The sequence below is a fragment of the Bradyrhizobium sp. UFLA06-06 genome (assembly GCF_054820065.1).
This window is the reverse complement of record NZ_JADFUD010000010.1, coordinates 42,815-55,095: the sequence shown is the minus strand read 5'-3', so window position 1 is coordinate 55,095 and position 12,281 is coordinate 42,815. Positions and strand designations below refer to the sequence as shown.

General features: G+C 63.7%; 13 protein-coding genes. 7 read left to right on the top strand and 6 right to left on the bottom strand.

Annotation, left to right across the window (positions count from 1 at the left end):
* Positions 1-34: 34 nt before the first annotated feature.
* Complete coding sequence (gene urtA, locus IF803_RS11225) at positions 35-1,330, bottom strand: urea ABC transporter substrate-binding protein (protein ID WP_411781977.1); 1,296 nt, start codon at positions 1,328-1,330, stop codon at positions 35-37.
* A gap of 522 nt (positions 1,331-1,852) precedes the next feature.
* Here urtA and IF803_RS11220 point away from each other — a divergent pair.
* The 3 genes from IF803_RS11220 (at position 1,853) to IF803_RS11210 (ending at position 4,135) form a co-directional block, all read left to right on the top strand.
* The gene (locus IF803_RS11220) at positions 1,853-3,325 is read left to right on the top strand and encodes a DEAD/DEAH box helicase (RefSeq protein WP_439711143.1); all 1,473 of its coding nucleotides are present in this window, start codon (positions 1,853-1,855) and stop codon (positions 3,323-3,325) included.
* Between the two features lie 24 nt (positions 3,326-3,349).
* Positions 3,350-3,643 (top strand): translation initiation factor IF-1, encoded by a 294-nt coding sequence (gene infA / locus IF803_RS11215; protein ID WP_016842649.1) that lies wholly within the window; start codon positions 3,350-3,352, stop codon positions 3,641-3,643.
* Between the two features lie 279 nt (positions 3,644-3,922).
* Entirely contained in the window at positions 3,923-4,135 is a 213-nt protein-coding gene (locus IF803_RS11210) for a cold-shock protein (protein ID WP_016842648.1), read from the top strand.
* Positions 4,136-4,357: 222 nt separating this feature from the next.
* On the opposite strand, the gene IF803_RS11205 is transcribed toward IF803_RS11210, so the two are convergent.
* The 5 genes from IF803_RS11205 to IF803_RS11185 all read right to left on the bottom strand — a co-directional run bounded on the left by IF803_RS11205 (position 4,358) and on the right by IF803_RS11185 (position 8,730).
* The gene (locus tag IF803_RS11205; RefSeq protein WP_461192185.1) at positions 4,358-4,987 is read right to left on the bottom strand and encodes a TadE/TadG family type IV pilus assembly protein; all 630 of its coding nucleotides are present in this window, start codon (positions 4,985-4,987) and stop codon (positions 4,358-4,360) included.
* A gap of 8 nt (positions 4,988-4,995) precedes the next feature.
* Complete coding sequence (locus IF803_RS11200) at positions 4,996-5,565, bottom strand: TadE/TadG family type IV pilus assembly protein (protein ID WP_016842646.1); 570 nt, start codon at positions 5,563-5,565, stop codon at positions 4,996-4,998.
* A gap of 170 nt (positions 5,566-5,735) precedes the next feature.
* A complete protein-coding gene (locus IF803_RS11195) occupies positions 5,736-6,242 on the bottom strand; it encodes a pilus assembly protein N-terminal domain-containing protein (protein ID WP_038387572.1) in 507 nt (168 codons plus the stop codon).
* A gap of 196 nt (positions 6,243-6,438) precedes the next feature.
* A complete protein-coding gene (locus IF803_RS11190; RefSeq protein WP_461192184.1) occupies positions 6,439-7,884 on the bottom strand; it encodes a hypothetical protein in 1,446 nt (481 codons plus the stop codon).
* A 15-nt stretch (positions 7,885-7,899) separates the two neighbouring features.
* On the bottom strand, positions 7,900-8,730 hold the full coding sequence (locus tag IF803_RS11185; RefSeq protein ID WP_461192183.1) for a sterol desaturase family protein: 831 nt from the start codon (positions 8,728-8,730) through the stop codon (positions 7,900-7,902).
* Positions 8,731-9,010: 280 nt separating this feature from the next.
* On the opposite strand from IF803_RS11185, the gene IF803_RS11180 reads away from it, so the two are divergent.
* From IF803_RS11180 to IF803_RS11165, 4 genes are all read left to right on the top strand, one after another.
* Complete coding sequence (locus tag IF803_RS11180; RefSeq protein WP_016842642.1) at positions 9,011-9,175, top strand: Flp family type IVb pilin; 165 nt, start codon at positions 9,011-9,013, stop codon at positions 9,173-9,175.
* Positions 9,176-9,347: 172 nt separating this feature from the next.
* Positions 9,348-9,872 carry an A24 family peptidase gene (locus tag IF803_RS11175; RefSeq protein ID WP_028342284.1) on the top strand — a complete coding sequence of 175 codons (525 nt, stop codon included), beginning with the start codon at positions 9,348-9,350 and terminating at the stop codon, positions 9,870-9,872.
* Positions 9,873-9,999: 127 nt separating this feature from the next.
* Positions 10,000-10,794, top strand: coding sequence for a Flp pilus assembly protein CpaB (gene cpaB / locus IF803_RS11170; RefSeq protein WP_028342285.1), 795 nt, complete (start codon positions 10,000-10,002; stop codon positions 10,792-10,794).
* 2 nt (positions 10,795-10,796) lie between these two features.
* A complete protein-coding gene (locus IF803_RS11165; RefSeq protein WP_085970777.1) occupies positions 10,797-12,275 on the top strand; it encodes a type II and III secretion system protein family protein in 1,479 nt (492 codons plus the stop codon).
* The last annotated feature ends 6 nt before the right edge of the window (positions 12,276-12,281 follow it).

Here is a 12,281-nt window from a genome sequence, read left to right as displayed (position 1 = left end):
GAGCTCAGGAGCCCTGTTGTCAGGAGCCTTGTTGTCAGGAGCCCTGGCCGCCGCACTTGTTGGTCTTGGTGTTGTAGTTGCCGCACTTCTTGCCGACCCAATCGCCGATCAGGTCCCTGGAGCCCTCGAGCTCCTTCGACCAGGCGTCGCCGGCCACCAGGCCCGGGGTCTTCCAGACCACGTCGAACTGGCCGTTGCCCTTGATCTCGCCGATGAACACCGGCTTGGTGATGTGGTGGTTCGGCAGCATCTGCGACACGCCGCCGGTCAGGTTCGGCGCCTCGATGCCGGGAAGCGCATCGATCACCTTGTCCGGATCGGTCGACTTCACCTTCTCGACCGCCTTCACCCACATGTTGAAGCCGATGTAGTGCGCTTCCATCGGATCGTTGGTCACGCGCTTCGGATTCTTGGTGTAGGCCTGCCACTCCTTGATGAACTTCTCGTTCGCCGGGGTCTTGATTGACTCGAAGTAGTTCCAGGCGGCGAGATGGCCGAGCAGCGGCTTGGTGTCGATGCCGGCGAGTTCTTCCTCGCCAACCGAGAACGCGACCACCGGGATATCGGTCGCCTTGATGCCCTGGTTGCCGAGCTCCTTGTAGAACGGAACGTTGGCGTCGCCGTTGATGGTGGAGACCACCGCGGTCTTCTTGCCGGCCGAGCCGAACTTCTTGATGTCGGCCACGATCGTCTGCCAGTCGGAGTGACCGAACGGCGTGTAGTTGATCATGATGTCGTCCTGGGCGACGCCCTTCGACTTCAGATAGGCTTCCAGGATCTTGTTGGTGGTGCGCGGATAGACGTAGTCGGTGCCGGCCAGCACCCAGCGCTTCACCTTCTCTTCCTTCATCAGATAGTCGACGGCGGGGATCGCCTGCTGGTTCGGCGCAGCGCCAGTGTAGAACACGTTGCGCTCGGACTCCTCACCCTCATACTGCACCGGATAGAACAGGATGTTGTTCAGCTCCTTGAACACCGGGAGCACGGATTTGCGCGACACCGAGGTCCAGCAGCCGAACACGACCGCGACCTTGTCCTTGGTGATCAGCTCGCGGGCCTTTTCGGCGAACAGCGGCCAGTTCGAGGCGGGGTCGACCACGACGGGCTCGAGCTTCTTGCCGAGCACGCCGCCCTTCTTGTTCTGCTCGTCGATCAGGAAAAGGATCGTGTCCTTCAGCGTGGTTTCGCTGATGGCCATGGTGCCTGACAGCGAGTGAAGGATGCCAACCTTGATGGTGTCGTCGGCCGCTTGCGCGGGCGCGAGGGACGAGGACGCAGCCAGGCCCAAAACCAGGCCGGCCGTCGCCGCGAGCGCGCGGCGGCGGGTCATCGTCGTTATTTTGTGAGAAAGGTGAGTAAGCATGAAATGTCGTCTCCCTGACGCAGGCGTGGAACGCTGCGAACGGCCGCTTGGCCGCCTGCGGTTAAGGGAATCGCAAGAACTGTGCCACGGTGCGCAGCCCCCGTAAGCCGATGAACCGGCTGGATAATTTCATCGGTTCCGGGCAAATACGGAAGCCGTTTGCTCAATCATTGAGCCGTCAACTTGACTGCCGAAAGAGCAATCAGACTATTTTGTAGGCAAAATCGCAGTCTTGGCTAAATTTCCGGCACCGATTTGTGACAGTTTGCGCGATGGTTCAGCGAACTCCGGGCACCAAAGACGGCGATCTCATCTTGAAACCGCCCAGTTCCTGGTCCATATCCTCGCCATGCCCGCGACATCGCGGTGCCTTTGCGAGCTGCGTGTTCAAGCTGCCCCAAGCGGCTTCTGGCTCGCCTTTCAGCTAACCCAGCTTGACGCCCCAGACACGCGGGTGTCCCCGAATGCCTTCCTGCGCTTCCGGCCGATATGGGCCGGGACGACGACGGCTTTTATGGAAAGAACCACCTTTTGACCTCCTTTCAGGATTTCGGCCTCGCCGATCCCATCGCCCGCGCGCTCCGAGAAGAAAATTATCTCACGCCGACCCCCATCCAGGCCCAGACCATCCCGCTAGCCCTTGCCGGCCGCGACGTCGTCGGCATCGCCCAGACCGGTACCGGCAAGACCGCCTCCTTCGCGCTGCCGATCCTGCACCGGCTGCTTGAAAACCGCGTCCGCCCGCAGCCCAAGAGCTGCCGCGTGCTGGTGCTCTCGCCGACCCGCGAACTGTCCGGGCAGATCCTCGACAGTTTCAACACCTATGGCCGCCACATCCGGCTGTCCTCGACGCTCGCCATCGGCGGCGTGCCGATGGGCCGCCAAGTCCGTTCCCTGATGCAGGGCGTCGAGGTGCTGGTCGCCACCCCCGGCCGCCTGCTCGACCTCGTGCAGAGCAACGGACTGAAGCTCAACCAGGTCGAGTTCCTGGTGCTCGATGAAGCCGACCGCATGCTCGACATGGGCTTCATCAACGACATCAGGAAAATCGTCGCCAAGTTGCCGATCCGGCGCCAGACGCTGTTCTTCTCGGCCACCATGCCCAAGGACATCGCCGAGCTCGCCGAGGCGATGCTGCGCGACCCGGCCCGCGTGGCGGTGACGCCGGTGGCCTCGACGGTGGATCGCATCGCCCAGCGCGCGATCCAGGTCGATTTCGCGGCCAAGCCGACGGTTCTCGCCCAGCTGCTGAAGCAGGAACCGGTCAACCGCGCCCTGGTCTTCACCCGCACCAAGCACGGCGCCGACAAGGTGGTGAAGAGCCTTGCCAAGGCCGGCATCGAGGCCAATGCGATCCACGGCAACAAGTCGCAGAACCACCGCGAGCGCACGCTGGCGGCGTTCCGTTCCGGCGAAATCCGCACGCTGGTGGCGACCGATATCGCCGCCCGCGGGATCGACGTCGACGGCGTCAGCCACGTGGTGAATTTCGACCTGCCCAACATCCCGGAGACCTACGTCCACCGCATCGGCCGCACGGCACGCGCCGGCGCCGACGGCGTCGCGATCTCGCTGATCGCAGGCGCCGAGGAGATGGGCTATTTGCGCGATATCGAGCGGCTGATCCGGATTACCGTGCCGCGGGAAGACCGCCGCACACAAGGCAGCTCCTCTGGCGGCCGCGAGGCCGCCGCGCCGGCCCAGGCCACCCACCCGCACCGGGGCGGCCGTTCTGCGCCCCGCGCACATAATGTCCGTGGGAATGAGGCCGCTCCGGGTGCAAAAGGCCCTCGCCGCCGCCGCCGTCGAGGTGGTAATAATGGCGCGCCGCAGACGAGCCGGGGCGAGTCGCCGCGTCCGTCGCAGGCCGGCAACAGCGAAGGCATTCAGGGCGTCGCCTTCTTGCATCGCGAGAGCCGGCCGAATCCGCAACACAACCGCAACAACCGACCGAAGCACTAGCCGTCGCTCGATCTGGAGAAACATATGGCTAAGGAAGAGCTGATCCAGTTCGAAGGACTGGTGACCGAAATTCTCCCCGACGCTCGTTACCGGGTGCAACTCGATGCCGGGCACGAGATCGTCGCCTACACCGCCGGCAAGATGAAGAAAAACCGCATCAAGACGCTGGCCGGCGACCGCGTTACGATCGAAATGTCGCCCTACGATCTCGAAAAAGGGCGCCTGATTTTCCGGCACAAGGACGAACGTCCGAGCGGCGCGCCCGGCGGCCCGCCGCGGGGCGGAGCCCAGCGCGGCGGCCAGTTCCGCCGCCGATAAGCGGGGTCTTGCAACCGCTGCGGGCATGACGTCCTGATGTCCTGCGCACAATTGGCCGGCGGCTGCGCCGGCCAAAAAATCGCGCACGTCAGGATTGTTTTCAGGATTGTTTTGAAGCCTTCTATCGAATAATATCCTACCCATCGATTTTCGGCCGGACGACATTAGCCAATACCGGTACAGCCGGTTCAGACGCTGACGACCCTTCCAAAAATTCGATCTCACCACCCCGCCGATCAGCGGGTCTTGAACTTGTATATCTGAGAAGGGACTACCCACGTGAGCATGGGAACCGTGAAGTGGTTTAACGCGACCAAGGGCTACGGCTTCATCCAGCCGGATGAAGGCGGGAACGACGTGTTCGTGCACATCAGTGCAGTCGAGCGCGCCGGCCTTGGCACTCTGCGTGAAGGCCAGAAGATCTCCTACGAGATCGTGGCTGACCGCCGTTCCGGCAAATCCTCGGCCGACAATCTGCGCGCCGCCGGATAAGCCGATTTCCCGGGAGCGCGAAGCTCCAGGAAATTGTCGCTAAAGCATCAAGGGCCGCATCTTCGGATGCGGCCCTTTTTGTCTGGATTGCCAACCGGCGTCAGCGTCGTTCGAAAGGCTCTAGAGCCTATCCTGTTCCGATTGAATCGGAACGGGGCTCTAGATTCTTGTTTTGACGCGTTTTCTTCACGCGAACCGGTATCCACTTCGCTCGAAAACGCTCTAATAGGTCGAGCAGGTCGTCGGCATCGTGGCGGACGTCGGGGCGTAGAACACGCAACGCGACTGCCGCGGTCTCGTATAGGCCACGTCGCTGAGATTGATGCCGCCCTTGGCCATCACATAGCCGACCGTCGGAACGTATTTGTAGCTGACTTCGCTGAAGATCAGATAGGTGTCCGCAACCAGCAGCGCCGCCGGAACGACGCTGGTCACGACATCGCCCTGACTGCGGCTCGAGGCCGTCAATGTGGCCTGCGTGGCGCCCGTGGCCATCACCCCCGCCTTGCTCCACTGGATCCGCGCGACCTTCGAGGCATCGACGTAGATTTCCGACAATGTGACCTTGGTCGGCGTCGGATCGTATGGCGTCATGATGCCGACGCTGGCGCTGAAGAAGTTCTGCAGGTCGGCATCCACCACCTGCGTCGACTGCGAGGTCAGGTCCGACGCGGCGCGCGCCATCAAGGTGACCTTGCGGTCGACCGCGACACCGGATGAAAACTCGACGGTGCCGAAGAACAGCACCAGCATCAGCGGCAGGACGAAAGCGAACTCGACCGCGGCAAGGCCCCGGCGGTCATTGCAGAGGGCCGCGACCGAGCGCAGCAAGGCCGCTGCCTGGGTTTTCATGACGTTGCTCATGAGCATGTCGCCCCGGCGGTGCCGGATGGCTCGTTCTTGAATGTCGCGGTCGCGGTCAGCAGCCGCTTGCCGTTGGCGAGGTTGGCGACATTGAAGCCAAGCTTGGTGACGAACAGCGGCCACTGATAGAACAGCCGGACCACCACGACGTCGCCGTCCTTGCCGGGACACCATTTCATGGTCGGAATGAATGCGTTGTTGGAATCGATCGGAGGCGCGATGTTGACGCTGCTAAAGCCCGTCGCAGCGGGATAGCTGCGCACGTCGACCGATATGCCGTTGGCGCAATCGAACAGCGCGCTGACCTGGCCGCAGACGAAGTTCTTGAACTGCTGCTGGGTATAGCTTGCGCCCTGCGCCTGACCGGTCATGATCATGCGCGCGGAATCCTGCGTCACCGTCTCCAGCACCTGGCTCGCGAAGAAGATCATCGCCACTTCGATGATCGCAAACAGCAGTCCGAAAAACAGCGGCGCGACCATCGCGAATTCGACTGCGGTCGCGCCACGGCGGTTTCTGCGAAAGCGATGGAGGAGGCGCGCAAAAGAATGAGCGGGCAGCGGCATCAACGACCCCGGATCAACATGGCGACAACAACTACCCGAGACTCATTGTCGAAGTATTTCGCCGGATCGAGACAGAACGACCCGATCCGTTAGGCTTTTCTTAACCATGTCGGATGAACCGCCTCGGCCGGCGGCTGCCCCGGCGTGTGAAACGCCGGCGCGGACACGCGCTAGTTCTGCGGCTTCGCGGCCGCGCCCGAGCCGGAGGCCTGGCTGTTGAGCGAGCCGGCCTGGTCCATGGTCGACTTGAAGTAGGTCTCGCCGTCGCCGAGGGTGATGCGGCGCTGGCAGACCGGCATGCAGCTGTAGGTCTCGCGATCGACGCCGCGATAGACGGTGACCAACTGGTCGGTCGGACCTTCGACCTGGATCTGGCGATCCACCAGCACCTGGCCGGTGCGGTCGAGAGCGATGAAGTTGGTCGCGCCGTAGCCCTTGCCGGTCACGACGACAACGCCGCCATTCTGCAGGGTGACGTCGGCGATCAGCGGGTTGCCGACCACGATGGTGGAGATGCCGCCGGGCAGCTTGACGAGCTTGGCCTGATCGACATTGACCGCAATCCGGTCCGGATCCGGCGCTGCCGTTGCGAATGCGGGCCACAGCAGAACGGCTGCGGCCAGCGAGATGAATCCAATACGCGCGACGGCGCGAATACGCTGGGACTGAAACGACATACCTTACCCCGGGACGTTAACAAGCCGGCAAAAGCGATACGCAGCGGACCGGCGCCCGACGCAGGCAAATCTGACGGCAATTCATTTAAGAAGAGCAAAAATCGACCGCCGAATTGCGCGGATGTCACGACTTCCGGAACGGATCGGCCAACGGCCCGGTGATCCCGCGGAAAAACACCCCCGCGGGGACCGCCGTCTAGCCGGCGCCACGCACATGCACCACCACGCGATCGTCGGCGTAGAGGCGCTGCCATCCATCGATGTGATCGAGAAATCTGGAGGCGGGCGTTGCCGGATCGAGCATCACCGCATCGATTCTGTAGGTCTTGAGCAGATCGAGGAAGCCGTCGACGTCCTTGAGCTGGAGCGCACGATAATAGGCCATCCCGAACTTCTCGCCGTAGAGCTCGGCGCGGCCGTCGACGAACACCGGCACCTGGCGCCAGATCAGATAGCCGCCGAACTGCAGATCATTGAGCACGCGCTGCACGTTGTGCGCCTTCAGCGCGTCGACGGCGGCGGTGGGCGAATGGATCGTCGGCGGCGACATGTCCCGGCGCGCCGCAATGAACCAGGTCGAGACGCAGAGCGCGGCGATCAGCATCGCGGCCGGCGTGGCCTTCAGCCGGACCACGCTTGCGGCCCGCAGGCCGAACTGGCTTGCCACCGGCGTCAGCACGGCCAGCGGCAACAGCAAAGCGAAGAGCTCGAGATTCCTGACATGGGATAGCGCCATGTGCAGCAGGCCCAGCGCCAGGGCGATTCGCGGCAGCGGCAGCTTCACCCCGCAATAGAGCGCCCCGCCGATCAGGCCGAGAATGGTCAGCTCGAACGCATCGACGTGGCTGAAACTCGCCGGCATCCACTCCGCGATGAGATGCAGCAATTCACCGAGGCTGAGAATCCTCAGCGAGGCGAGGATCGTCCCCCAGCCATAGGGCGTCACGCAGCACGCGGCCAGCGCGCCGAGGCCGAATGCGGCCCAGCGCAGCGCCAGCGGCAATCTTTGCGCTGGCGCGGCGTTCCACAGCGCATCGAGCGCGAAGGCGCCGGCCAGCACCAGGCCGAACAGAAAGCCGCCATGCAGGTTGGCCCAGAGCGCGATCAGCGGCAGCAGCCAGAACGAAGGAGCCTCGCGGCGTTCGCTGGCGACCATCAGGCCGTTCGCCCAGACCATCATGATCGGCAGTGCAAGCACATGCGGACGGGCCAGCAGATGCCCGCATGTCAGCACCAGCGCCGCCAGCGCGATCAGGCTGGCGTAGATCGCCGGCAGCGCGCGGCTGAGGATGGCGGTGAGCAGTGCGAAGGTGGCGGCGCCGCAGGCGGCGGCCAGCGCCGCGGGCCCGGTCCACCCGGCAAGGTCGTAGGCCTTCGCGAACAGGACCTGCGCCAGCCAGGACGACGACACCCACGGCTCACCCGCCTTGGTGAAGGAATAGATATCGACCGACGGCAATGCGCGGTGGTCGAGGATCCACCGGCCGACGGCAATCTGCCAGTAGGTGTCGGAATCGGCGAGCAGCCTGTCGCCGACGACCAGCAGCAGCGCATAGACGCCGCACGCCATCCAGAACCAGGCCGGGACTTCGGCGAACACCGAGGCCCGCACCTGTGGGACGGTTGCGGTCTCAGCACTCATGCGCGCACGGTCCGGTCAATGACGGAACGGATAGGCCAGCTGTCCGCCGATTTCGGCCGGCACGCCCTGCTCGGCGTCGACGCCGTAATCATCCGGAAGCTTGCCTTCGGGCATGCGGAATGTCCCGAACAGAATGTCCCAGAGCGGAAACGTGCCGGCGAAATTGGTGTCGCCACCCTCCTCGAGCGCGGTGTGATGCCAGCGATGAAACACCGGCGTGGCGATCACATATTTGAACGGACCGAGCGTCCAGTTCAGGTTGGCGTGCACGAAGGCGGAGTGGAATGTGGTGAAAGGACCGACCCACAGCATGATGTTCGGCGAGATGCCGGCCATCAGCAGGATCACGTCGACCGAGATCGTGCCGATCAGCAGATTGACGGGATGGAAGCGCGCCGCCGAGATCCATTCGAGATCCTCGGAGGAATGATGAATGGCGTGGTACTTCCAGAAGCCGCCGCCGTGAAACATCCGGTGCAGCCAATACAGCATGAAGTCGGCGGCGACCAGGAAGATGATCGATTGCAGCCAGAGCGGCAGCTGCGCCAGCGGGCCGTGTCCGTTCTCGTAGAACGAGATCAGCTCGTCGGCACCGTGCACGTCGAACACCGCGGCCGCGCCCACCACCAGCAGCCCGATGCGCAGCACGCGGGCGAATACCGGCACGAAGAACCAGTAGCAGATGTCCGTGACCAGCTCGCGCTTCTGCCACCACGGCTTGCCGGGATTGCAGGCCCAGAAGTGGGTCAGCACCGTGAAGAACAGCGCGAGGCCGATCGTGATCGGCACCACCCTCATCATCGTCTGGCCGAGCATCTCGATGACTTCGATCGGAAGGGTGGACATGGCAGCCTCATACTACGGAAGCCCCATGGGTATAGATGTGCGCTTAAGGAGCCGTGAATAGGCGCCGGGCGCCGGGTCGCAGCAACAGTCTGCAATTTTAGCGGACCGTTTAATGCCAAATTTACTGTGCGCAACATCAGCGGGTTCCCGCAGAGTTTATGCGATCAAATTAACTGCGCCGAAATCGTCCAACACTAGGGTGCCGCAATGGTCACGGTGCTGAGAACGCCGGCGAGACCAAATCTAGTTCGACCAGCCACGTGTACACAGGAGTGATTTTATGAAGAACCTCGTTTCGCGCTTCGTGAAGGACGAATCGGGCGCGACCGCCATCGAGTACGGCCTGATCGCCACCGGTATCGCCATCGCGATCATCGCTGCAGTCAACGGCGTCGGCACGAAGCTCTCGGGTACCTTCAACTCGATCTCGGGCTCGCTGAAGTAAGCCGGCTTCGACGAATTCGCATCAAAGGTCCCGGCAATCCCGGGACCTTTGCTATTTGTCGGGGGCCGATCGGCAGCCTCCGTTGATGGTGCCGGCAATCCTTTTCCGATTGTTCACCATTGGCCGCTAGCGTCGGGTCTCGACCGCAGCTCCAGCTTGACGGCATGAATTCATGATCCTCGACATCGCACGCTTGATGCTGTTTCCGGCCCTGATGGCCTTTGCGGCGGCGAGCGATCTCTTGACCATGACGATCCCGAACCGGATTTCGCTGGCACTGGTGGCGGGCTTCTTTGTCCTGGCGCCGCTGACCGGGATGGGCGTCCACGATATCCTCACCCATGCCGGCGCAGGCGCGCTGGTTCTCGTGGTGGCGTTCGGCATGTTCGCGATGGGCTGGGTCGGCGGCGGAGACGCCAAGGTCGCGGCCGCGGCCGGCCTGTGGTTCGGGTTCGAGCACCTGCTGCCCTATCTGGTCTTTGCGTCTTTGTTCGGCGGTGCGCTGACCGTGCTCTTGCTGCAGCTGCGGCAATGGCCGCTGCCCTACCCGCTCGCGTCGCAGGCCTGGCTCAGCCGCCTGCACGACAAGCAGACCGGAATTCCCTACGGCATCGCACTCGCCCTCGGCGCCCTGCTGATCTATCCCGAGACGGACTGGATCAAGACGATCGATCTCGCGCACTTCGCGATGCGCTGAGAAAGCAGCGGTAACCGCCCGTTAAGGCGATTTAGATACGCCTCATTAACCATGCTTTGACGAATAGCTGGTCAACTCCCATCACGGCGGCGGCAGCGTCGCGGCGTCATGTGGAAAGTGAAGCGTAATGGATAAGGCCCGCATTCTGGTCCTGGCAATTGCAGGCTGCGCCGGCCTTGCGGCGCTTTATTTGGCGAGCGGAAGCGACGACAAGCCGGCGGCCCCTCCGCCAGTTGCCCAGCTGCCGACCGTCGACATCCTGGTCGCGCGCGCCGACATCGGCCTCGGCCAGGCAGTGAAGGCCGAAGATCTGCAGTGGCAGACCTGGCCGGCGGCGACCGCCAGCGCCAGCTTCATGCGCAAGGACAGCCACGCCGACGCCATCAAGGACGTCACCGGCTCGATCGCGCGCGCCCCGTTCATCCAGGGCGAGCCGATCCGCGAGCAGAAGCTCGTCAAGGCCGACGGAAGCGGCTTCATGGCCGCGATCCTGCCGACCGGCATGCGGGCGGTATCGACTGAAATCTCTCCCGAGACCGGTGCCGGCGGCTTCATCCTGCCGAACGACCGGGTCGACGTCCTGCTGTCGAAGCGGGACAAGAATCCCGACCGCAGCGGCGCCGACATCGTCAATTCCGAGGTCATCCTGACCAATATCCGCGTCCTTGCGATCGACCAGGCGCCGAAGGAGAAGGACGGCACCAACGCACTGATCGGCAAGACGGTGACGCTGGAGCTGAAGCCTGACCAGACCGAGACGCTGGCGCGCGCGCGCCAGAGCGGCGTCCTGTCGCTGGCGCTGCGCAGCATCGCCGACAACAACGGGACCGACGTCAGGACCGACGACAACCACCAAAGACGCGGTGAGACCATCAACGTCATCCGCTTTGGCGTTGCCAACCAGGCAACGATGCAGAAGTGACCATGAGGACACAGGTGATGAAGGGCGGGGCAACTCAACGGACGATGCGGGCCTTCATGGTCCGCGCATTGTCGTTCTCGGCCGTCGCGGCGCTCACGCTCAACCCGGCACTGACGCCGGTGGTGGCGGGCGACTACCGCGCCGCTCCCGCCGCGGCCGACGGCCAGATGAACGCCCGCTTCCTCGCACTCGGCGTCGGCAAATCGGTGGTGATCGATCTGCCGAGGGACATCAAGGATGTGCTGGTCGCCGATCCCAAGATCGCCAATGCCGTGGTCCGCTCGGCGCAACGCGCCTACATCATCGGCGCGACGGTCGGCCAGACCAACATCGTGTTCTTCGACGCCGCCGGCCAGCAGATCGCGGCCTATGACATCGCGGTCAAGCGTGACCTCAACGGCGTGCGGGCGGCCCTGCGCGCAGCACTGCCGAATGCCGATATCCAGATCGAGGGTGTCGGCGAGGGCGTCATGCTGACCGGAAGCGCAGCGAGCCCGATCGAAGCGCAGCAGGCCGGCGAGATCGCCACGCGGCTGGTCGGCAGCGCCGACAAGGTCGTGAACTCCATCACGGTTCGCGGCCGCGACCAGGTGATGCTGAAGGTGACGGTCGCCGAAGTCTCGCGCAGCCTGATCAAGCAGCTCGGCATCGACCTCACCGCGAACCTCAACTACGGCACCACCGTGGTGAAATTCACCAACAACAACCCGTTCACGGCGAACAACGCGGCGCTGGTGCCCGGTAACGCCCTCACCACATCGTTCGGCGCGGCTCCATCGGTGTCGGCGACGCTACGCGCCATGGAAAGCGCGGGCGTGGTGCGGACGCTCGCCGAGCCGAACCTGACTGCGATCTCCGGCGAATCGGCGACCTTCATCTCGGGCGGCGAATTTCCAATTCCGACCGGCGTGACCTGTCAGACGACGACGGGAGGCGCGATCGGAAATTGCGTTCAGACCGTCAGCTTCAAGAAATTCGGCATTTCGCTCAACTTCACGCCCGTGGTGCTGACCGAGGGACGGATCAGCCTGCGCGTGATGACGGAAGTGTCGGAAGTCTCGACCGAGAACTCGCTGACCGGCGGCGCCGGCGGAACGACGATCCCCTCGATCAAGACCCGGCGCGCCGAGACCACGCTGGAAATTCCCTCGGGCGGCTCGATGGCTATGGCCGGCCTGATCCAGGACCAGACCAAGCAGGCGATCAATGGCCTGCCCGGACTGGCGTCGCTGCCGGTGCTCGGAACGCTGTTCCGCAGCCGGGATTTCGTCAACAACCAGACCGAGATGATGGTGCTGGTGACGCCCTATGTCGTTCGCGCGGTGGCGCAGAAAGACCTGTCGCGTCCGGATGACGGCTTCGCCAACGCGTCCGATCCGCAGGCCGACCTGCTGGGCAGCATCAATCGCGTCTACGGCGTGCCCGGCCGCACCGAGCCGGCGCGGAATTACCGCGGCACTTACGGCTTCATTACGGACTGAGGCGGA